General features: G+C 51.3%; 27 protein-coding genes. 23 read left to right on the forward strand and 4 right to left on the reverse strand.

Translation table 11 applies throughout. From position 1 onward, the window contains the following. Positions 1-102: 102 nt before the first annotated feature. The 3 genes from GF409_07505 (at position 103) to GF409_07515 (ending at position 2,621) form a co-directional block, all read left to right on the forward strand. Positions 103-696: an isochorismatase family protein gene (locus GF409_07505; GenBank protein MBD3427055.1), complete on the forward strand. Its 594-nt coding sequence runs from the start codon at positions 103-105 to the stop codon at positions 694-696. Positions 697-718: 22 nt separating this feature from the next. Continuing rightward, complete coding sequence (locus GF409_07510) at positions 719-2,125, forward strand: hypothetical protein (GenBank protein MBD3427056.1); 1,407 nt, start codon at positions 719-721, stop codon at positions 2,123-2,125. Between the two features lie 103 nt (positions 2,126-2,228). Then, the gene (locus GF409_07515) at positions 2,229-2,621 is read left to right on the forward strand and encodes a hypothetical protein (GenBank protein ID MBD3427057.1); all 393 of its coding nucleotides are present in this window, start codon (positions 2,229-2,231) and stop codon (positions 2,619-2,621) included. Positions 2,622-2,627: 6 nt separating this feature from the next. On the opposite strand, the gene GF409_07520 is transcribed toward GF409_07515, so the two are convergent. Beyond that, complete coding sequence (locus tag GF409_07520; GenBank protein ID MBD3427058.1) at positions 2,628-3,401, reverse strand: potassium transporter TrkA; 774 nt, start codon at positions 3,399-3,401, stop codon at positions 2,628-2,630. 179 nt (positions 3,402-3,580) lie between these two features. Here GF409_07520 and GF409_07525 point away from each other — a divergent pair, with 179 nt between their 5' ends. The 4 genes from GF409_07525 to GF409_07540 are packed head-to-tail and all read left to right on the forward strand — an operon-like array spanning position 3,581 to position 4,963. After that, positions 3,581-3,829 (forward strand): hypothetical protein, encoded by a 249-nt coding sequence (locus GF409_07525; protein MBD3427059.1) that lies wholly within the window; start codon positions 3,581-3,583, stop codon positions 3,827-3,829. 33 nt (positions 3,830-3,862) lie between these two features. Next, complete coding sequence (locus tag GF409_07530) at positions 3,863-4,501, forward strand: DUF4912 domain-containing protein (GenBank protein MBD3427060.1); 639 nt, start codon at positions 3,863-3,865, stop codon at positions 4,499-4,501. Continuing rightward, positions 4,494-4,700, forward strand: coding sequence for a DUF2934 domain-containing protein (locus GF409_07535; GenBank protein ID MBD3427061.1), 207 nt, complete (start codon positions 4,494-4,496; stop codon positions 4,698-4,700). Before GF409_07530 ends, GF409_07535 begins: the two co-directional genes overlap by 8 nt. A gap of 29 nt (positions 4,701-4,729) precedes the next feature. Continuing rightward, positions 4,730-4,963, forward strand: coding sequence for an NrdH-redoxin (locus tag GF409_07540; GenBank protein MBD3427062.1), 234 nt, complete (start codon positions 4,730-4,732; stop codon positions 4,961-4,963). Between the two features lie 152 nt (positions 4,964-5,115). On the opposite strand, the gene GF409_07545 is transcribed toward GF409_07540, so the two are convergent. The 3 genes from GF409_07545 to GF409_07555 are packed head-to-tail and all read right to left on the reverse strand — an operon-like array spanning position 5,116 to position 8,269. Continuing rightward, positions 5,116-5,766, reverse strand: coding sequence for a hypothetical protein (locus tag GF409_07545; protein MBD3427063.1), 651 nt, complete (start codon positions 5,764-5,766; stop codon positions 5,116-5,118). Next, the gene (locus tag GF409_07550) at positions 5,767-7,194 is read right to left on the reverse strand and encodes a hypothetical protein (protein MBD3427064.1); all 1,428 of its coding nucleotides are present in this window, start codon (positions 7,192-7,194) and stop codon (positions 5,767-5,769) included. A 1-nt stretch (position 7,195) separates the two neighbouring features. Continuing rightward, positions 7,196-8,269: a sorbosone dehydrogenase family protein gene (locus GF409_07555; protein ID MBD3427065.1), complete on the reverse strand. Its 1,074-nt coding sequence runs from the start codon at positions 8,267-8,269 to the stop codon at positions 7,196-7,198. A gap of 309 nt (positions 8,270-8,578) precedes the next feature. Here GF409_07555 and GF409_07560 point away from each other — a divergent pair, with 309 nt between their 5' ends. Genes GF409_07560 through GF409_07635 form a run of 16 tightly spaced genes read left to right on the forward strand, consistent with a single transcriptional unit; the run spans position 8,579 to position 21,697 of the window. Next, complete coding sequence (locus GF409_07560; GenBank protein MBD3427066.1) at positions 8,579-10,783, forward strand: Na-K-Cl cotransporter; 2,205 nt, start codon at positions 8,579-8,581, stop codon at positions 10,781-10,783. A gap of 42 nt (positions 10,784-10,825) precedes the next feature. Continuing rightward, positions 10,826-11,785 (forward strand): hexose kinase, encoded by a 960-nt coding sequence (locus tag GF409_07565; protein ID MBD3427067.1) that lies wholly within the window; start codon positions 10,826-10,828, stop codon positions 11,783-11,785. Beyond that, entirely contained in the window at positions 11,782-12,999 is a 1,218-nt protein-coding gene (locus tag GF409_07570; protein MBD3427068.1) for a glycosyltransferase, read from the forward strand. Before GF409_07565 ends, GF409_07570 begins: the two co-directional genes overlap by 4 nt. Positions 13,000-13,001: 2 nt before the next feature. Continuing rightward, positions 13,002-14,384: a F0F1 ATP synthase subunit beta gene (locus GF409_07575; GenBank protein MBD3427069.1), complete on the forward strand. Its 1,383-nt coding sequence runs from the start codon at positions 13,002-13,004 to the stop codon at positions 14,382-14,384. Continuing rightward, positions 14,381-14,770: a F0F1 ATP synthase subunit epsilon gene (locus GF409_07580; protein ID MBD3427070.1), complete on the forward strand. Its 390-nt coding sequence runs from the start codon at positions 14,381-14,383 to the stop codon at positions 14,768-14,770. The genes GF409_07575 and GF409_07580 overlap by 4 nt, the downstream gene beginning before the upstream one ends. After that, positions 14,763-15,086, forward strand: coding sequence for a hypothetical protein (locus tag GF409_07585; GenBank protein MBD3427071.1), 324 nt, complete (start codon positions 14,763-14,765; stop codon positions 15,084-15,086). Before GF409_07580 ends, GF409_07585 begins: the two co-directional genes overlap by 8 nt. Next, a complete protein-coding gene (locus GF409_07590) occupies positions 15,083-15,388 on the forward strand; it encodes a hypothetical protein (GenBank protein MBD3427072.1) in 306 nt (101 codons plus the stop codon). Before GF409_07585 ends, GF409_07590 begins: the two co-directional genes overlap by 4 nt. Beyond that, positions 15,385-16,098 carry a F0F1 ATP synthase subunit A gene (locus GF409_07595; protein ID MBD3427073.1) on the forward strand — a complete coding sequence of 238 codons (714 nt, stop codon included), beginning with the start codon at positions 15,385-15,387 and terminating at the stop codon, positions 16,096-16,098. The genes GF409_07590 and GF409_07595 overlap by 4 nt, the downstream gene beginning before the upstream one ends. A 1-nt stretch (position 16,099) precedes the next feature. Then, positions 16,100-16,378: a F0F1 ATP synthase subunit C gene (locus GF409_07600; GenBank protein MBD3427074.1), complete on the forward strand. Its 279-nt coding sequence runs from the start codon at positions 16,100-16,102 to the stop codon at positions 16,376-16,378. Further along, positions 16,379-17,149, forward strand: coding sequence for a hypothetical protein (locus GF409_07605; GenBank protein ID MBD3427075.1), 771 nt, complete (start codon positions 16,379-16,381; stop codon positions 17,147-17,149). Beyond that, positions 17,136-18,710, forward strand: coding sequence for an alternate F1F0 ATPase, F1 subunit alpha (locus GF409_07610; protein MBD3427076.1), 1,575 nt, complete (start codon positions 17,136-17,138; stop codon positions 18,708-18,710). The genes GF409_07605 and GF409_07610 overlap by 14 nt, the downstream gene beginning before the upstream one ends. A gap of 5 nt (positions 18,711-18,715) precedes the next feature. Then, the gene (locus GF409_07615; protein MBD3427077.1) at positions 18,716-19,597 is read left to right on the forward strand and encodes a F0F1 ATP synthase subunit gamma; all 882 of its coding nucleotides are present in this window, start codon (positions 18,716-18,718) and stop codon (positions 19,595-19,597) included. A 6-nt stretch (positions 19,598-19,603) separates the two neighbouring features. Next, entirely contained in the window at positions 19,604-20,191 is a 588-nt protein-coding gene (locus tag GF409_07620; protein ID MBD3427078.1) for a hypothetical protein, read from the forward strand. Next, entirely contained in the window at positions 20,188-21,054 is an 867-nt protein-coding gene (locus GF409_07625; protein MBD3427079.1) for a DUF362 domain-containing protein, read from the forward strand. Before GF409_07620 ends, GF409_07625 begins: the two co-directional genes overlap by 4 nt. A gap of 17 nt (positions 21,055-21,071) precedes the next feature. Further along, on the forward strand, positions 21,072-21,347 hold the full coding sequence (locus GF409_07630; GenBank protein ID MBD3427080.1) for an acylphosphatase: 276 nt from the start codon (positions 21,072-21,074) through the stop codon (positions 21,345-21,347). Positions 21,348-21,352: 5 nt separating this feature from the next. Further along, positions 21,353-21,697, forward strand: coding sequence for a hypothetical protein (locus tag GF409_07635; GenBank protein ID MBD3427081.1), 345 nt, complete (start codon positions 21,353-21,355; stop codon positions 21,695-21,697). Positions 21,698-21,761 lie beyond the last annotated feature (64 nt).

Consider the following 21,761-nt stretch of genomic DNA (forward strand, 5'->3'; position numbering starts at 1 on the left):
TATAATCATTATTACCACTAACGGGCGACTCTGCAAGATTTAATTTTTACAGGGACAGGCACAAGCAGATCCGCACCGGAGATGTAAAAAGGGAGGCTTGATATGGCAAAGGAGAAGGCGCTCATAATAGTCGACATGCAGAACGACTTTTCACCGGGAGGAAAGCTGGCGGTACCGGGAGCCGATAAAATAATCCCGGTCCTCAACGCTTATATCAAGGCCTTTTCGTCCGCTCAGATGCCTGTCCTTGCTTCGCGTGACTGGCATCCCAAACGGACGGAGCACTTTAACGAATATGGTGGGGACTGGCCCCAGCATTGCGTCCGGAACACAAAGGGCGCCATGTTCCATCCTGAACTTGAACTTCCGGAGGATGCCATTATAATATCCAAGGGCATGGACCCGGCAAAAGACAGCTATTCGGCTTTCCTGGGAGAGGATAAGGCCGGCAGGAGCCTTGTCGATGTCCTGGAGGACCTTTCGGTGGAAGAGGTTTTTGTCGGAGGGGTTGCGACAGATCACTGCATCAGGCATACTGTTATTGACGCCCTGAAGGAAGGGTACAGGACATATCTATTGACCGATGCGGAAAAAGGCGTCGAGGAGCAAAGCTCAAGGGAGGCCATCGAGGAAATGTTTTCCTCGGGAGCGCAAGGTCTGACTTTCGCAGAGCTTGCAGGAAAGCTCCAAAGATAGTGATAAAATTAAGGGAAACATTATGAAAAAGAACAAAAAACACCATGAATTCATACCCGAGTTCGATTCGTCCTCATCAATGCTCTTTTCGCTGGGCAACTATCTCTTTGGAAGGGACGAGGCTGTGGGATTACCTCCGAAACTCCCCAGCCTTCTGGGGGACGTGATCAATCTGACGCCCTTGGCCCTGAGAAAATCGGGTTACAGGGTAGGAGGAGTTTCCGAGGCGGTGAGCACCCGGTTCCTTAAGAAGGTGACCGACGAGGATATTTCGAAATGGATAATTGACGCCTATCCCCGGCGCAAATACCCGGCTGTTGTGATAGGCTCGGCCAACGGAGCTCTGATACATCTGTGCTCGATGCTGGGAGTGCCCTGGATACCGCAGACCGTGCTTGTCGCGGTGAAACGCACGATGGATCCGGATGAGATAATCAAGGACATGGAATGGGGCAAAAAGCCCGCTGAGGTCCTTAAAAAACGCCTTCCCGGGTTCAGGCTGCACCAGATGCATGATCCCATCCAGGACAGGATAATGATAACCAACATGGGGTATTTCAGGATAAAGAGGTTGAAGCTGGGAGGACATCTTGAAAAATACATTGAAGATACCCTCCTGCCGGGAGGAACGGTTATAATCTCCGATTGCGATTACACATGGCCCGCCCACAAGGTCGATAATCTGCATTATTTCCAGACGGGCGGCCTGGGGGATGTCAGCGGCAAGGAATACGCCGAGGGGAGCACCAGGGTCAAGAAGTTCCTTGAAAAAGAAGGCTCAGAACGAAAAAAATGGGATGTTCCGAGCCCTCTTGAGGACGTTCCGGAGGCCGAGTGGGGATATGACAAGAGTCTGGATGCGGATATCAAGGAACTGGCCAGAGAAAAAGGCTATAAAGTCAGGCGTATACGGTATCGCCACCCGGATATCATGGGACCCCTTGCCGCGGACATGACCAGACAATGGTATAAAAATAACGGTATTGACGACGAAAGGTACCTGGTGGAATGCTTTGCGCTTCTTGAGCCCCTGCTTGCCGCTAGAACGGGTTCAATACCGTTCTGGATGGCGTTCAACACCCAGACCTCCTTCGACATGCTTCGCCGCTACATGGGACAGAAGACGGGTGTTAAAGAGTTGTATGTCATGATAATGTCAAATGCTGTCGAAGGCATAGGACTTGTTCCGCTCAAGGATTGGAAGAAGTTCATGAAGAATACAGCGGCCAAATCCGATTTTCTGGGGATAGACGGGGACCTGTATCCCTTCGATCTGGGTTCTTTCATTAAATACTACAAAGACCTGAGGAAAAAGATAAAAACGAGATACTTTCTTCCCTACAGGATGTGCCTGGAGGAATTCACGGAGATGCTCAAAAAGAAGGGCGAGAAATACGAGGTAGAATTCAAACAGGTCTATCTAAAGTAATGAACCTTTACACGTGAACATTGACTCTTCGATAAAAAGAAAATCTGTCTGGATCGCGGGCCTGCTTTCGGTGATACCGGGGCTATCCCTGCTTTATTTGGATATGGGACGCTGGAAAAGGGTCATCGCGCTTTTTGTTATCGATGCCGGAATATTCCTGGCTTTTTTCCTTTCCGGATCGTACCTGATGAAGCTTCTGGCCGTTAATATATACATATTCACCTTTCTTGCGCCTTTCATTGAAAGCTACCAGCTGGCAAAATACGGAAAGAACACCCTGAGTTCGGATACCAGGTGGTACGTCGTGGTGCTTTTACTGACCACTGGCTTCAACGCCCTGCCGCTTCTCTGGCAGAGCGAGAGTTTTTCGCGCAAGGCGAAGATATCCTGGTCGGTGGCCGTACCCGTTCTTGCGGCTCTTTTCGTGACAGTTCTGGTCAGATACTGGGATATGGCTGAAGCTTTTCTCAGGGATATCCTGGGAACTTCAGGTTGATATCAATTAGGAGTAGCCCTCCTGTTTCTTGCGTTCGTCGGAAAGCTTTTTTTCTTCTTCGACCTCTTCTCGGTGTTCCTCATCGCCTTCGGGTCCCTTGTTGCGCTGGGAGAGTTTCTTGCTGGCGTCACCGCGTCCGTAACAGGTAAGAAGATCCCCCGCGCGTATCACGGTGCCTTTTTCCGGCACTCCGACGAACTTGAGATCCCCGTTCTCTCTTCGCGTTATTGAAAGGATCAATATGCCCTCACTGTCAAGGTCAAGTTCTTCCAGGGGTTTACCCACCATCCAGCTGTCCGGTTTTACGTTGATCTGGCAGATGTTGTAACCCTTGCTCAAGCCAAGTATTTCGCGGTAATCGTATATCCGAAGGCGCGTGTATCTCTGGAGGAACCTCTTTATGATCTTTTTCATCCCCCAGTATAAAAGTCGCGAACGCGTCAGGAAGAAGATCAGTAACAGCCCGAGGGCCAGTATGCCGGCGCGTTTTGCGATGTTCTCGCCGGACTGTCCCACGAAGGTGAGTATAAAGGTCGCGATGGATGAAGTCATACCGGCGCTTCCCAGAAGTATCAGTATCCTTATGATACGCCTTCGAACAGGGTTTTTAAGCACGCTTTCGGCTTCGGTAGTAGTGAACCCCGCCCCGGAGAAGGCCGATTGAGCCTGGAAGGAGGCCACTTCATCGGACAGGCCCGTAAGCTCAAGAGCCGCCGCTCCTATCCGTATAACGGTAATGGAAAGAATGATCACTGCGAATAAGGTGAAAAGGGCTATCATTTTTTACCTCCGGTAAATAAGTATACATAAACAATTTTAGATATAAAAGCCCCCCGGCCGGACAGGTGGAAAAAAGTCAATAGAAAGTGGATATATCCGATTGCGAATAAACGCCGGATATTACACAATAAAAATAGAATATCAACGGTATATGTTACATTAAACGCGGGAGGTTAAAAATGAAACTTGACGTGAAAGCACTGGCTCTGGCCGGAGGAATTCTCTGGGGCGCGAGTATTTTTATCCTTACCTGGCTGGGTATCCTCGGATACGGAAGCAACGTGGCGGCTCAGATAGCCAAATCCTATTATATAGGATATACGGTTACGCCTGTTGGAAGTATCATAGGAGCTTTGTACGGGTTCGTGGATGCAGGAGTAGGGATGGCTGTTTTCGGGTTGATCTATAACAAACTGGCCAGGATGTGACTTCTCCTGTGGCTGCATGTGCGGGGGTTATTTATGGCGAATGAGAGCTATCTTGACAGGTTCAAGCCGAGGGAGTCGGAAAAAGTACGCCGGATGGGGGCATCAAGTGCTGACTGGAGCATACCCGAAGACTATGGTGACAACAAATTAGTGATCATGGTGAGGGATCCCTGGACGCTTTTCGCATACTGGGAAATCTCCGCCGCCATGGAAGAAAGTATAAAGGATGAGATACGCCGCAGGGGATTCAATTCCTCAAAAAGATCGCTCAGGGTTTTCGAGCCTTCAAGTGAAGATGCTACTGGACCCCTCATCCAGTATAACCTGATGGACCACGACAGGAGTCGGTACGTACATACCGGAAGAGCTGGAGGCAGGTGGCAGGCCGAGATCGCAAGAGTTACCGATACAGGCGAGGTTTTCAGTATCGCCAGGAGCAACATCGTCGAAACTCCTCAACACAAGATATCGGAGCTTACGGAAAAAGACGAGATGACCATGAAAGAAGAGCTGTATAAGGAATTGATGGAACACAGTATCACTCGTGAGCTCGGCAGAAGTTCTCCGGGCTTTAAAGAACTTATCAACAAACATCTGGAAAAATGGATGTCTTCGGGAAGCATCGGCGGCCCGGACGAAAAAGAAAAGGATAAAAGGAGCAGAAATGGCTGAAAAAAGAAAGACCGTTAAAAAAGCTAAAAGTCCCTCGAAAAAAAGGACCACGAAGAAAAAGAGTCCCACCGGAAAGAAAAAACAGAAGATGATAGAGAAAAAAGCTTATGAACTTTACGCTTCGAGAGGCTACCAGCACGGCAATGATCAGGCGGATTGGTACGAAGCCGAAAGAATAGTGGCCGGATCGAAAAAATAACAATGTAAAAGAAACGGGGAGAAGCAAATATGCCTGTAGTCAAAGTTTACAGCAGTCCGACCTGTCCGCACTGCCAGAGAACAAAGAAATTCCTCCAAGAGAATGATATAGACTTCGAGGATTACGATGTTACGTCCGACCAGGCCAAGGCCGAAGAGATGATGGATAAATCCGGGCAGATGGGCGTGCCGGTCATAGAAGTGGACAACGAGATCATCACCGGGTTTGACGAGGAAAAACTGAAAAAAGCGCTCGATTTATAAGAGGAATAACCTGGCCTGAGCCCTATCGCCTTACTTCAGTCGGCATAAGTCTGATACAGAATAAGGAGTGTCGTTTTCTGCTCTGATGCGGATCAGAGTTGTCTCATACAGCACGGCCATTCGAGTGAGTGACGCACCGTTCGCTTTCGGGATCATTTAGCGAACAGAGCCTTTACCTTATCCTGTGTTTTCCTGTCCTCGGAAAGCACCGCTATTGAGTCCCCCTCTTCGAGTACGGTGTTCTTTTTCGGGAAAAGCACTTCATTCCCCCGGGTTACCGCTAAGATGAGAGCTTGCTCGGGAAGTTCCAGCTCAAGTATCTTTTTACCGGTATTATTCTCCGTATCCACCGTCTCGAGAAGGAACTTTCCGCCGATAATGTTGGAGATATCCTCTTCCTTGCTCTCCTGTAGAAGCTGCATTATCTCCCGTGCCGCCGATATGTGAGGGGAGATTATCTTGACATCCCCGATCTCTTCACACGCGGACCTCAGGCTCAGGCTTTTTAATTTGACGATTATCTTCTTGACCTTGCGCTGGGCCCCGACCATGGCTATGACCGTATTGATGGCATCCTGGTTCGTGGTCGCCACCAGGGCGTCGGCTTCTTCTATCGCAGCCTCCTTGAGGACCTCGGGGTCGCTGCCGTCCCCGGTCAGAACGACGGCGTCGAGCGTCTCGGAAACCTCCTCGGTGCGTTTTTCATCCTGATCTATTAGAACGAGCGAAGTCTCTTTCTTTTCGGTGAGTATTTCGGCGAGTTTGCTCCCGGTCTCTCCCAATCCAACTATTATTATTTTCATTTATGCCTCCTTTTTACGCCAGATAAAGGGATTAAAAATAACAAGTACAGGCAGTATTTCCAGCCTGCCCGCCCACATGTTGAAGATAAGAACCAGCTTAAGAAAAGGGGGCAGGGCCATGGAAGTTATCCCGCTGGAAAGCCCCACGGTACCCAGTGAGGACGCGCTCTCGAAAAATGAATCCGAAGGATCATAACCGAAAAGCGATATTATGACGGTGGATATCGTGAGTACCATGAGATAAAGCGCGAAAAAGCCCATTATTCTCTTTATGGATTCATTGTCGATTATCCTGTCCGCGTATTTCAGGGGAACCTTAGCTTTCCGGGGAAGTAGAAGACCTCGTATGAGCCACCTGACAAGATAGATGATAATAACGAACCGGAAAACCTTTATGCCTCCGGCGGTGGAGCCGTCGCCTCCGCCGATGATCATCTGCAGGGCGCTTAAGAGCTTGACCCCGCCCGGCCACTCTCCGGGTGTAGAAACGATGAATCCGGTCGTCGTGGAGGCCGAGGTCGAGTGGAAGAGACACAAGAGGGTCTTCTGCGTATCCCAGCCGTAAAAACAAAGATAGATCAGCGCGGATATGAAAATAACCGACAAAAGATATCTTAACTGGGGTTCGGCGTAGAACTTCCGGATCCCGGTCTTCTTGCGCAAGAGGTAATAAGAGGCGAAGTTAACCGCCCCGAGAAACATTATGAGTATGAATGATATCCTGGTCACGCCGCCGTATGCGGCAAGGCTTTTTCCGTAAGAGGAGAATCCGCCGGTCGATATGCAGGAGAGGACATGGACCACTGAATCGAAAATGCCCATTCCGCTGAGGTAAAAAAGCCCCGCACCTATAACCGTAAATGTACCGTAAACTTTGAGTATGAGCAAAGTTAACGATTTTATATTGCCTATGGCATCGTCCTTCTTCCCCTCGGAAAGGAACATGCGCAAACTGCTCCTAGGGGGCACTATCAGTACCGCAAGAGAAAGTATTACGATTCCGGCCCCGCCTATCCACTGTGAATAGGACCTGAAAAAGACCAGGGTCCTGGGCAGTGTTTCCGGGTCGAAGAGGGTGAGGCCGGTCGTCGTAAAGCCTGACATTGATTCAAAAAAACCGTTAATGAAAGATGTTACCGGCAGGAACCCGAGTGCGCCCAGCAGGGAGAACATAATGTAAGAAAGGGCCGTTATGATGAGCCCTTCCGGGACGTTTATGCTGCCTTCACGGTCTTTCTGGAAGAAGCGGCCCACGAGGAACGCAATCACGGCCGTGACAGCGAATATAAGAGTATGGACATATTCCCCGTAAATAAGCGATACCGCCACTGGCGCCAGACAGATCAGGCCGTACAGTTTGAGCAGGGGAAGGAGCTTGAAAAGCACCGTTCTGAGCTTGACCGATCTGATGATCCAGGAGTATTTCAATCTATCGCACCTCTTTTTCGTAGGTTATACGGTATATGGCGCCATTTTTGTCGTCCGAGACGAGCATGGACCCGTCCGGAAGGAGCAGTATATCGACCGGTCTTCCCCATGCACCTTCTTTTGTGAGCCACCCCTCGGCGAAAACCTCATAGCTTACCGCTTTATCGCCTTCCAGCCGCACCAGCATTACACGGTACCCTATGGGGACGCTTCTATTCCATGACCCGTGTTCGGCGATGAATATCTGGTTTTTGTATTCTTCGGGGAACATCCTTCCGGTATAGAACTTCATGCCCAGTGCCGCCACATGGGGTCCCAGCTCCTGGACGGGCGGGACGAATTCCGAACAGGGTCTAAGCCCGCCAAAACTCGGGTCGGGAATATTCTGACCGTGACAATAGGGAAAGCCGAAATGCAGGGCTTTTTCGTATGCGCGGTTCAGTTCGTCCGGCGGTAGATTATCGCCCATCCAGTCCCTGCCGTTATCGGTGAACCATAGCTCTCCGGTCACCGGGTGCCAGTCGAAACCCACCGTATTGCGTACACCCTCGGCGAATATCTCAAGTTCCGAACCGTCGGGGTTCATCCTGGTTATGGAAGCGTAGATCCTGTTATCGGGCTCACAGACGTTGCAGGGTGCTCCCACGGGGACATAGAGCTTGCCGTCGGGACCGAAAGCGATGTATTTCCATCCGTGCCATCTGGTGGTGGGGAATGAATCGTTCACGACTTCCGCATCAGGTATGTTATTCAGCCGGTTCTCTATGTCGGTATATCTCGTTACCTCGCCGATCTGGGCGACATAAAGGTCTTTCTTGTAAAAGGCCATGCCGTTAGGCATGTTGAGCCCTTTCGCTATGGTGATGACGGAAGCGCCCCCGGTGTTATTATCCGGACCGGGTATGGCGTAAACCTTTCCTTCATCCCTGGTGCCGACGAAAATAGTGCCCTCGCTTCCGCGGGCAAGAGACCGGGCACCCGGCACGTTCTTCGCGAAATATTCTATTCGGAATCCGGGAGGAAGGGAAATACCGTCCAGCTTATCCGCGGCCGAAACGGGAAGGCATAAAGACATCAGGCAGAAGACAGTGACCAGTAGATAGATATATTTACGAAAAACATTCGCGGAGTTATTCATAAAAGTAAGTATATAGCAGTCATCGCGGAAAAAGAAGAATCATTTTCTTCTTTTTATTGACTTTTTTCCGGACGGGCCGAACCGTACAAGAAGCAGGCTAAAAGTGGAAAAAAGTCAATAGAAAGTGGATATAAACGATTATAAGAAAATACTATATCTGGCAAAATAAGAACAATTCAATATTTTACGAGATCGACCGGTTGAACGGAGGTTGAACAGGTGAACGCTGACCAAGAGGACCAGAAAATAACCCGACCCAAGGGGCAGGAATCACTGCAAGAGGAAGTAGAGAAAAAAGAACGCGAAAAGCCCGTGCTTTTCGGCACCGCGAGCGGCGTTTTCATACCTACGCTTTTGACCATCCTTGGTGTTATCATGTATCTCAGGGAGGGGTGGGTTGTCGGTAATGCGGGACTTGCTGGCGCGTGGCTGATCATAATCCTGTCTTTCAGTATTACCGCCTGCACTGGGCTATCGCTTTCCTCGGTCACGACCAACATCAAGATCGGTGCGGGAGGAGCATTTTCGGTCATCTCCCAGTCGCTGGGTCTGGAGGTGGGCGGAAGTGTCGGGATACCCTTGTATCTGGCACAGGCCCTCGCGGTGACCATGTACATATTCGGTTTCAGGTCCGGATGGCTCTGGATGTTCCCGGGACATTCTCCGCTTGTCATTGATATAGCAGTCTTTTTGATCCTTTTTATCATTGCTTTCATAAGCGCCGGGTTGGCGTTCAAGATACAGTACCTTATACTCGCGGCGATAATCGTCTCTTTGGTATCGATAGGCGCATCCGCAGTCAGGGGTTCGATGCAATATCCTGTCCAGTGGTGGGGCCGGTTCGCTGGTTCTCCCGAGACCGGATTCAGCGGCACCACTTTCTGGGCGGTCTTCGCCGTGTTCTTTCCCGCATCAACAGGGATAATGGCCGGGGCGAATATGTCCGGGGAACTAAAAAACCCCAGAAGGAGCATTCCCCTGGGGACCCTGGGCGCGATAGGGCTGAGCCTTGTAATATATCTTCTTCTGGCATACTGGCTGGCTCGTTCTGCGCCCACCGATACCTTGATGCGTAATTATACGGTAATGATAGATATGGCTGCCTGGGGTCCCCTCGTTATAGCAGGTCTTCTAGGAGCTACGTTCTCTTCGGCGCTTTCCTCGATGGTAGGATCTCCTCGCATACTCCAGGCTCTGGGCTCGCGCGATATCATACCAGCCGGCAAATGGTTCGCCGCGCGCACGAAAAAAGGGGAGCCGCGCAACGCGCTTTTCCTTACCGGGGGCATAGTCTTGGGGAGTCTTCTATTAAGGAACCTTAACGCGATAGCGCCTCTTATAACGATGTTCTTTCTTATAACATACGCTATGATCAACGTGGTCGTACTTATAGAGCAGCGCCTCGGGCTGGTGAGTTTCCGTCCGCTTTTCAAAGTACCGAGATTTGTGCCTTTAATAGGCGCTTTGGGGTGCGTGACGGTGATGTTCATAATCAATCCTGTTTTTGGTTTCGTGGCGGTCGGAGCGGTTTTGGTAATACACATGCTTCTTATCAGAAAGCACCTCAGGGCGCCTTACGGGGACGTTCGCAGCGGGTTGCTGGTGGCCGTTGCCGAATGGGCCGCGAAAAAGGTCAATGAGCTCACCGTTTCAAAGGAGCGGACCTGGAAGGCGAATCTCTTGGTTCCCGCGGAGGACCCCGAACGCATACAGGGATTCTCGGACCTTATAAAGGACCTGGCTTATCCGAAGGGTTTTTTGAAGATAGTGGGTCTAACCGGCAAGAAGAAGGAAGAGGAACTGGACGAAAAGCTTCCCGACATAGCCGACAAGTTCAGTGAAAAGGGCCTTTTTGCTGCATGGACTGTCATAACGGCCGCTACTTTCGGGGATAATCTTAAAGCGGGCATAGAGACCTTCGGGGGCACTTTTTTCAAGCCGAACATCCTTTTCATGACCATACCCGAAGACAAGAGCCGCGACCAGGAGGCCATGGACCTTCTTCAGATATGTAAAGATAACAATATAGGCGCGGTCATCCTCGACAGGCACGAGAAGGAGGAGGGTAAGGGGCAGTTCATTAATGTCTGGCTGGACGCTTCTGAGAACGAATGGCAGATCGGCAAGGACCTGGGTAAAAATGACCTCGCGCTGCTTGTGGCGTACAAGCTGAAACTGAACAGAAAAGCGGAACTACGCCTGGTGGCAAGGACCCCGGAAAAGGAAAAAGCACGGAGCTACCTCAGGGCGGTCGCCGAAACGGCACGCATACCCAACGTGCACATCCAGATCACGGGTACGGAGGATGTGGAGGATATTCCCGAGGCATTTATCAACATATTGAGCGTGCCGTCCGATGAAGGAACGGAAGCTCTCAGACAATTCAAGAAAGAACTTGATACTTCTGTGCTTTTTACCATGGATTCGGGCGCAGAGAACGCCCTGGCCTAGTTCGGCAATGGTCCTGCAGAAGAAAAAGACCGGAGGAAGTACATGAGCAGCGACAATAGGATAATAACAATAACAATGAACCCGGCTATTGACATGGAAGCGGAAGTTGAGACCGTGGTCCCCGAAAGAAAAATGCGCTGCGGCACACCAAGACGCGATCCGGGAGGTGGAGGCATAAACGTCTCAAGGGTCATCAAGCGTCTCGGGGGAAGTTCAACCGCCTATTACCTGGCGGGAGGTCATTACGGCAGGCGCCTGGAAGAGCTTGTAAAGGAAGAGGGGATAGAAAGCCGGCGCATCCTTACCGGCTCGGAGACCAGAGAAAACCTCGTCTTCAAGGAAAGAAGTTCCGAGAAGCAGTATCGGTTCCTCATGTCCGGCGGCAAGGTCGCGGAGGAGGAATGGAAGTCACTATTGGATAAGCTTTCCTTGATGGAAAATGTCCCGGATCATGTTGTTGCAAGCGGCAGCCTTCCCCCGGGAGTGCCTTCGGGATTTTTCAGGGAATTATCAAATACCTGTGTCCGGATAGGATCTAAGCTCATAGTGGATACTTCTGGAGCTTCACTGAAGGAACTGGCCGAGCTTGAAGTTTTCCTGCTCAAGCCCAATAGGAACGAGTTCAAGGAACTAGCCGGCGAGGGCGTGGAAGAACTGGACCGCCAGAAGGAAGAGGCATTAAAAATAATAAAAAAGGGAAAAGTAAAGAACATAGTCGTTTCACTGGGGCACCGGGGCGCGCTAGCTGTATCTGAAGACGAATGTGAATATGTCCCGGCGCCCCAGGTCATGGTCAAGAGCATAGTCGGGGCGGGTGACAGTATGCTCGCGGGCATAGTAGTGAGCCTTGACCGAGGAAATGCCCTGGCGGAAGCGGTCAGGTTCGGCGTTGCGTGCGGGACAGCGGCCGTGCTTACGCCCGGCACGGAGCTCTGCAGAAAAGAAGATGCCGACAGGATCTACAAAAAGATAACGAAAAAGGACGAACAGGCCTTAACATGAGTAAATACCATCTTGCCGAAGTCGACGATTACAGAGATCTTGTGGGAGAGAAGACCATAGAGCGCGTTAAGGAAAAAGCCGCTTCCCTCAATGGGATGCATATAGCCCATGTTAACTCCACCTATTACGGAGGGGGCGTGGCGGAGATACTCTCTTCGCTGACGCTGCTCATGAACTCGCTGGGGATAAAGACGGGATGGCGGATAATACAGGGTTCGCCGGACTTCTTCAGCATAACGAAGAAGATGCACAACGCCCTGCAGGGCGGGAAGATAAATCTCACCCCGCGCAAGAAAAAGATATACGAACAGGTCATCTTCGAGAACACGGTAAGGAACCATCTGGACCATGACCTGGTCATAATACATGATCCGCAACCCTTATGGATGATACACCATTACGACAAAAAAGGGCCCTGGGTATGGCACTGTCATCTGGATATGTCGGATCCGGATAATAAAATATGGGATTATCTAAGCCCCGTCGTGGAGAAGTATGACGGGGTCATCATGAGCCTGGAAGAATACAGAAAAGATCTGGAAACCCCGCAGGTCTTCTTCATGCCGGCAATAGATCCCTTTTCGATCAAGAACAAGCCCCTCAGCGAAAAGGAAGTTCAGGAAAGGTTGGACCATTACCAGATACCCACGGATCTGCCGCTCGTCGCGCAGATCTCGCGTTTTGATAAATGGAAAGACCCTGAAGGCGCTATAAACGCTTTTAAAAAAGCGCGAGAAAAAGTGGACGCCAGACTGGTACTTCTTGGCAACGTGGCGACGGATGACCCGGAAGGGGAGGAGGTTTACAAATCTCTTTTAGACGAGCGGGATGAGACTGTCCATATCCTGAGCGCGGAAGACACCGCGCTGGTCAACGCCCTCCAGAGAAAAGCCTGCGTTGTGATGCAGAAATCCATCAGGGAAGGGTTCGGGCTTACGGTTGCCGAAGCCATGTGGAAGGGTACTCCCGTGATAGGCGGGGACGTGGGAGGCATACGACACCAGATAAAGGACGGGGAGAACGGTTATCTGGTATCAAGCCCGGAAGAGGCCGCTGACAGAATAGTTACACTTATCGGCGACAGGAATCTTTGCGGGGAAATGGGCAAAAAGGCCAAGGAAACGGTGCGTGAGAGCTTCCTCATGGTGAGACTCCTGGAGCAGTACCTGGATTTTATATCCTCTTTCCGGACCGCTTACAAATACAAAGGATAGCGATGCAGAAAGAAAAACAGAAGAAAAACCCCGGCAGGATCGTATCGGTGAGGGGCAGTGTCGTCGATGCCAGCTTTGAGAAGAGGCTTCCCCGGATAAATGACCTGCTTGTTGCCGAAGGGGATATCAAACTTGAAGTGCAGCAGCATCTTGATGAGCGCACGGTAAGGACAGTGGCCCTTACGGCCACCGAGGGCCTTGCGCGAGGGATGGATGTCGAGGATACCGAGAAACCAATAGAGGTGCCGGTTGGCGATTCTGTTCTGGGGAGGGTCTTCGATGTCTTCGGAAGTCCCATCGATGAAAAAGGCGAAGTGGCTTCCGAAGAAAAAAGAGCGATCTACCGCAAGAAGATACCCTTGAACAAAAGGTCTACCAGGTCTGAAGTGTTCGAGACCGGGATAAAGGCCATAGATGTTCTGAGCCCTCTTGAAAAAGGCGAGAAGGCGGGCCTGTTCGGGGGAGCCGGCGTGGGCAAGACCGTGCTCATCATGGAAACCATACACAACATGGCAGCGCGTCACAAGGGCGTGAGCATTTTCTGCGGCATCGGCGAGAGGAACCGCGAAGGCGAAGAGATGTACAGGGAGATCAGGCAGGCCGAGATCCTGGATAACGCTGTACTGGTTTTCGGGCAGATGAACGAGCAACCCGGAACGAGGTTCAGGTCCGGACACTCGGCGCTGACCATGGCCGAATATTTCAGGGATGACGCCGGAAGGGACGTGCTTCTTCTTATAGATAATATTTTCAGGTTCGTTCAGGCAGGATCTGAGGTCTCCGGGCTCATGGGCAACCTGCCATCACGCGTTGGCTATCAGCCAACGCTATCTACGGAGCTGGCCGACCTGGAGGAGCGCATATGCAGTACTTCCTCCGGAGCGATAACTTCGATCCAGGCAGTATATGTACCGGCGGATGACTTTACGGACCCGGCGGCGGTGAACACCTTCGGGCATTTGTCCTCTTCAATTGTCCTTTCCAGGAAAAGGGCGAGCCAGGGGCTCTATCCGGCGATAGATCCGTTAAAATCGAACTCAAAGATACTTACCCCTCACGTTGTTGGCCAAAACCATTACGATATCGCCCAGAACATACGCGCTACACTGGCGCAGTACGAGGACCTCAAGGATATCATAGCCATGCTCGGGCTTGAGGAGCTTTCCGAGAGGGACAGGAAGACCGTTGAACGGGCCAGGCGGCTTGAAAGGTTCCTGACACAGCCTTTTTTCACGACCGAGCAGTTCACCGGGCATGAAGGCAAGAGGGTGACACTGAAAGAAGCGCTTGAAGGATGCGAGAGGATACTCAAGGATGAATACGCCGATTATCCGGAGAGATCGCTGTACATGATCGGCAGCGTCACGGAAGCGGAGAATGAATGAGGCTCAAGATATTATTGCCGGGGAAAGAATACCTCGCTGAAGAGGTGAGAAGCGTCAAGGCCGAGTCAAAAGATGGCTATTTCGGTCTCCTGCCCAAACATATAGATACCGTAGTAGTGCTAGTGCCGGGAGTGTTGTCTTTCGTTAAAGAAAGCGGTCCGGAGGAATTCGTCGCTGTGGACGAAGGAGTGTTGGTAAAGACCGGCAAAGACGTAACCGTATCGGTAATGGACGCCTTCAAAAGCGCGGACCTGGAAAGTCTGGTGAGCAAAGTCGAGGAAGAGTTCACCCGGTATGACGAAAAAGAGAAGAAAGCCCGTACGGCTCTGGCCAGGATGGAAGCTGATTTCACTAGAAGACTGTACGAACTCGAATTACATGAATAAGAAAGAGGACAAACAGAAATATTACCGCCAGTTCGACGCGGATATCCTCCGAAAGAGCGAACGCATGAAAAGGGCCCGCAGGAAGGGAGACCGCAGCATGTGGTTCGGGCTGGGTATGATGGGTATTATAGGGTGGTCGGTGGTCATACCGACGCTTCTGGGCGTGGCGCTGGGATTATGGCTGGACATACGATTCAGGACCAGAATATCATGGACGCTAACTTTTCTGGTGTTGGGTGTTGCCCTGGGCAGCCTTAACGCGTGGTTCTGGGTTAAGAGAGAAAGAAAGATGATAGAGGAGGAAAGGAAATCATGACGGGACTAACCGATTTATTGATACCGTTCGTATCAGGGCTTTTTTTGGGGATCATTTATTTTTCGCTTCTAAAATTCTCACTGGAAATGGGGCTCGGGTCGAGGCGACCCGTCGCGGTCAACCTGGCGGCGTTCTTCCTGAGGCTCGGGATAAGCGCTTTGTGCTTCTATTATTTTGCCCGTGAAGGCGAGCCTCAACCTGTGATCGCTTGCGCCGCGGGTTTTTTCCTGATGCGTTTCGTCATGGTCAGGCTCTTGAAAGATATTACTTGGGCCCAGAAAGCCCCGGCAGGTGGTAAATGAACATTAGCCCGGACTGGATAGTATACTGGCAGGAGGGCGTTCTCAAGCTGAACGCCACCTTGGTCTACACGTGGCTCGTCATGGGTCTGCTTCTTGCCGTTTCGTGGATGGCTACCAGGAATGTGAGCTCCGACGTCCAGATCTCCGCATGGCAGAACTTCCTTGAGAGCATGGTCTCTTTTATGCGAAAGGAGATAAGGAACGTCGTCAGGCAGGACGAAAGGCCGTACCTTCCCTTCATCGGGGCATTGTTCCTTTTTATCGCCGTATCCAATTTTCTAACGGTGGTGCCGGGATACCGTCCTCCCACGGGTTCGCTTTCGACGACCAGCGCACTGGCCATATGCGTTTTTTTCGCCGTCCCGGCATTCAGTATACGCTCAAGGGGAGTTGCGGGGTACCTGAGGCATTATATAGAACCCACCGCGTTCATGCTGCCCTTCAACATTCTGAGCGAAGTATCCCGGTCAGTGGCCCTGGCGGTAAGGCTTTTCGGCAATATCATGAGCGGTACGCTGATAATAGCGGTTCTGCTTATCATCACCCCGCTTTTCGTGCCGATCATCATGCGCCTTTTCGGGCTTCTCATAGGACAGATACAGGCATACATATTCACGGTGCTTTCGACGGTATACATAGCGTCGGCGGTACGCACTTTTACAAAACAGCAAGAGAAGAAAACAGAAAGATCCAAGCATAAGGAGGAATGATATGGACGCTACATTGGTCGCGGTAAGCTCGATCATAACATCGGGTGTTACCATCGGGCTGGGAGCGATAGCCCCGGCACTTGGGGAAGGTCTTGCGGTCGCAAGGGGCCTGGCGGCGATAGCCCAGCAGCCCGATGAATCGAACACCATAATCAGAACGCTTTTTGTGGGCCTGGCCATGATAGAATCGACGGCCATTTACTGCCTGGTCATATCCATAATACTCATATTCGCGAATCCCTTCTGGAACCAGGCCGTAGCCATGGCGGGAGGCAAATAAATGATCGATCTATTCACGGTAGCCGCACAGATAGTGAATTTCCTTATCCTGGTGTGGATACTGCACCATTTTCTTTTTCGCAGGATAGTAAGGGCCATGGATGAACGCCAGGAGAGGATCCGGTCCCGATTCAGTGAGGCAGAAAAGGCCAAAGAAGAAGCGGAAGACCAGATGAGCAGGATAAAGGAAAAAAGAGAAGAACTTGAAAAGGAAAAGGACCAGATCCTGGAGAAGGCCAGGCGCCGGGCGGGGGAAGAAAAGAGCAGCATGCTCGAGGATGCTCGCAAAGAGCTGGACCGAATGCGAAAAGAGTGGCGGGACCAGGTGGAGGAGGAGAAGCAGGACTTCCTCAGAGAACTCAAGCAAAAGACCGGAGAGGAGGTCTGTCAGATCCTGAGGAAAATGACCTCTGAGCTTGCTAATAAAGAGCTGGAGGAAGCCGCGGTGGAAGCCCTTATAAAACGTTTAAGTTCGATGGAGAATGAACAGAGCGAAAAAATACGGAACTTTCTCAAGGATTCCGGCGGTTCGCTGAAGGTAGTGAGCACTTTTACCGTAGGTGACGAACTTAAGGAACGGCTCAATGAAATTCTGCGCCAGATGGGTGCGTCAGAGCCTCCCGGATATGAGGTTAACGAAGGTCCTTTGTGCGGGGTGGAACTATCCACTGAAAGCGCCAGGATCTCCTGGAGCGCGTCAGGATATATCGACGAACTGGAAAAAAGAGTGACCGAACAGCTTGAAGGAAGAGTTTCAAATGGAAAAGGATAAAGAAAATCTCAAAAGGACCGTCCGTGAGGTCTTTGAAGCTTTTGATAGCGCAGAAGAAAGCAAAAAGAGTCTCAACGTGGAGGAGGTCGGCGTGATCAACTATGTCGGGACCGACATAGTCCGCGCCAGGGGATTGAAGGAGGCCACCTTTGCCGAGCTTATTGAACTACCTGGCGGGAATAAAGGAATAGCTTTCGATCTCGGGACGGAGGAAATATCCGTCGTGGCGCTGGATAAGACCGAGTTGGTGAACGCCGGTGACAGTCTGAAAAGGACCGGCCGGGTCATAGACGTTCCGGTGGGAGAAGCCATAAAGGGAAGGATAATGGACCCGCTCGGCCGCCCTCTGGACAATAAAGGAGATATCTCCGGGGAAGAGAAGCTGCCTATAGAAAGGCCCTGCCCCGCGATCATGGACAGGGCTCCTGTCAAAACGCCTCTTTTGACCGGTATCCAGGCTATAGACGCTCTGATACCCATAGGCAGGGGCCAGAGAGAACTGATCATAGGCGACAGGCAGATAGGGAAAACGGCGATAGCGCTTGATACCATAATCAACCAGAAGGGCAAGGATGTATTCTGCATCTATTGCGCGATCGGCAAGAAGGCCTCGTCCGTTTCAAAACTTATCGAGGACCTCCAAGAGCACGGCGCGATGGAATATACCTCCGTTGTGGTATCAACGGGCGAGGACACGGCCGGTCTCAGATGGGTCGCGCCTTACGCGGCCACCTCCATGGGAGAGTTCTTCATGGAGAAGGGCAGGGACGTACTTATAGTATATGATGACCTTACCCGACACGCGTGGGCATACAGGGAACTATCGCTTCTTATGAGGAGACCTCCCGCCCGTGAGGCTTATCCCGGGGATATATTCTACATACATTCCCGGCTTCTTGAGCGGGCGACACATCTGAAAAAAGAAAAAGGGGGAGGCTCCCTGACGGCCCTGCCGATCATAGAGACACAGGCGGAGAACATAGCCGCGTACATACCCACCAACCTTATTTCGATAACCGACGGCCAGATATATCTCTCGCCCGGTCTTTTCCAGCAGGGGGTTCTTCCGGCCATCGATATAGGAAAATCGGTCTCAAGGGTCGGTGGAAAGACCCAGTTCCCTTCTTACAGGGATATTTCAGGTGATCTTAAGCTTTCTTATTCCCAGTTCAAGGAGCTGGAGGCCTTTGCCAGGTTCGGTACGCAGGTGGAAGAGCAGACCCGCAAGACCATAGAAAGGGGCCGGCGTGTCCAGGAAGTCCTCAAGCAGAAACAGTATGGACCCATTCCGGTCGATGAGCAGATAGCGGTATTGCTGGCGGTCACTGAAGGACTCTTGGACGAGGTGCCATTGGAAAAAATATCCGAAGCCAAAGAAAACCTCAGGAAGCTCTTCAGGGAAGAGAAAAAGGAAATAGCCGAAAAGCTGCGTTCCGGCGGGGAGCTTGAAGAGGGCGACCGGGAAAGCATTTTGAAGACCGTAAAAAAAGCCGTTGAAAACCTTAAAGAGGATGCCGGGGAAGAACAAGCCCCACCGGAGGGTCCCGAAGAAGAGAAATAGCCCTTATGCAGAAAATAACCGCGATAAACAGGAAGATTCAGAGTACCGAACAGATGCAGTCGGTGGTCAAGACCATGAAAGTGCTTTCGGCGGTCAATATACGCCATTACAGTCAGGCCGTGGAGGCTCTCGGCGAATTCAGTGATAACCTGCACGGCGCCCTAGGGCTGGTACTGGAGAGGATGAACCTTAAGGGGCGTCTGGCCGGAGAGGATACCCGCAAAAGCAGCGTCGGGATCATAGTGTTCGGTTCACAGAGGGGCCTGAGCGGGAGATTCAATGAGCAGGTCATATCCCGCGCATTCGGTGAAATGGAGAAGATGAACGCGAGCGCTGATGCGGCGCTCATTTGCGTGGGCAAAGAGGTCGCCTCGAGGATACGAGATAGAAAAATAGACAGGGTATTTTCCTTCCCCGGTTCCGATGAAGGCATAATCCCGCTCATAAACGAAATGCTCATACGGATAGAGAGCTGGAGAAGCACAGACGGCATCGAGAACATATACATATACAATAACCGGCCGGTATCCGGGGCCGCTTTTTCTCCCGGGGCAAAGAGATTGTTCCCGCTCGACGAGGACTGGCTAAAGAAACTTGAGGGAAAGAAGTGGCCCACGAAAATGCTGCCTTTGCTCAACACGCCCGCGGAAGAATTGTTTTCTTCTCTCATCCGACAGCATTTTTTCGTTTCGATCTATGAGAGTTTCATGGATTCGCTGGCAGCCGAGAACGCCAGCCGCCTCGCGGCTATGCAGGCGGCTGAAAAGAACATAGAAGAGAAAATGGACGAACTGAGGTCCCTTTATAACCATTTGCGCCAGAGCTCAATAACTGCCGAGCTTCTGGACATCATTTCAGGCTTCGAGGCGCTGGAAAAGAAGAGGTGAGAATCTATGAACACGCACGGGATAAAACCCAAAGATATCATGCAGGCGATGGAGATAGAACATGATCTTATAGACAGGATGCTCACTCTTCTTAAAAAAGAAGAAGATGTGATCAGCGAGAAGGACCTGCTTAACAGAGAGTTCATAGATCTAGTGATCGAATTTTTCCGGGATTTCGTGCAGGAGGTCCATCATGCCAAGCGGGTCAAAATCAATGAAAAACTCATGGAAAAGGACCTGAGCCTGGAAGACAGGGGAGCACTTAAAGACTTTATCAGCAAGCAGGGTCATATACGGAAGATCGTGGATCTTCTGGAAGAGGCCAGGAAGAAACTGGAACTGCATGACGGAAAGATCGTAGACAAGGCTCATCGGGAGATAGCCGAACTTATTATGCAGTATTCCGAGCAGATGATGACCGCCAGAAGAATGTACCCGGCTCTCATCAAGGAATATCTGGACGAGTCCGAAAGAGCGGAGCTCGTGCGCCAGATTATGCAGACGGAAAAAATAAAGGACTGGGGAAAGTTCGAGGAGACGATAAGGCGCCTGGAAAAAGCGAGGGGGGTTCGTCCTCGGGGAGGCGAAAGGTGAAAAGCAGAGTAGTCATCATTGATGAGATGAATCCCGAAAAAGCCGTTACGAAAGCTCTGGAAGAGATGGAGGGGCTGGACGGGCTTTTCAGGGGCAAGCATGTGGCGGTCAAGCCCAACGACACCTGGGCCAGTGATGACGACAACAGCGCCTGCACCCGGCCGGATACGCTCAAGGGGGCACTCCGCCATATAAAACACTTCAACCCCCGAAAGATCACGGTGACCGGCGGAGCGGGAGCCGGCCAGACCGATAAGATCTTTTCCCTGCTCGGCCTGGATAAGGTCATCCGGGAAGAAGACGTCGAGTTCTTCGATCATAACCGGGGGCCCTTCCGGGAAGTCTCGCTTGACCATGGTCCCCAAAAAAGCGTCATGGTCAATCCGTATGTTCTTGAATACGACACGGTAGTATCCCTGGCCCAGCACAAGGTACATGACAGCGCAGTGGTGACGCTCGGCCTTAAGAATATCGCCATGTCCTATCCGGCTGCCGATTATTACGGGCATCCGAGGAATAAGAAGGAGCATCCGCATAATTTCTTCAGAGATCTTCATTCGTTCATCGCTGGCATGTGCGCGAGGTTCACGATAGATCTTGGTATAATCTCGGGATTTCCGGCCATGACCGGAAAAGGTCCGATCGGCGGGAATGCCTTCGATTCGGGACTTGTCATTGCTTCCACTGACCCGGTGGCCTGCGACAGGATAGGATCTGAGGTTCTCGGGCGTGGTGAAGCGCCTTACGTGCGCATTGCCGGCGAACTGGGGCTGGGCAGGTGGGAGCTCGGTGATATAGACTGTTATCCGCTTACCCTGGATGAGGCAAAGGATATATTCACATCCAGACAAAGCGCATCGTAATAGAAAGGAGGTCATAAATGTCCAAGAAACGAGCCCATGTAACGATAAAAGGAAGAGTGCAGGGGGTCTTTTTTCGGACAACCGCCGAGGAAAAGGCTTCTTCCTTGGGTATCTCCGGTTGGATCACCAACAGAAGGGACGGTACGGTGGAAGGGCTTTTCGAAGGTGAAGAAGAGGCGGTTGATGAAATGGTCTCATGGTGCTACGAGGGTTCAGGACCCGCTGACGTGAGGGACGTAGACGTAAAGGAAGAAGAATATACGGGTGAGCTTAACGGTTTCAGTGTGAGGTGAGGAAGATGAAGATAGATTCCTATTCCTTCGGCAATATGTCGGTAAACGGTAAAACCTATGAAAACGACCTTATTGTCTATCCGGATAAGGTCGAACCGGAGTGGTGGAGAGAAGAGGGACATTCTCTTTCGGCCAAGGACCTTGAGGGGGTCATCGGATACGGCCCCGATTATCTTGTAGTCGGCCGCGGCGCCAGCAGCAACATGGCTATTCCGGATGAGACCAGCAAGGCGATAGAGGATAAGGGGATAGAACTTCTTTCCGGGGGCACGGAGGAGATGTACGAGGTGTTCAATCGGCATATGAAAGAGGGCAAAAAGACGGTCGGTGCTTTTCATTTAACTTGTTGAAGAATTTATGCACATTAGGCGTATTTACCTCTGTACGGACCGGCAGCGCGCTTTTCTTTTGCCG

The sequence above is a fragment of the Candidatus Omnitrophota bacterium genome (genome assembly GCA_014728045.1).
In the GTDB taxonomy this organism is placed as follows: domain Bacteria; phylum Omnitrophota; class Gorgyraeia; order Tantalellales; family Tantalellaceae; genus WJMH01.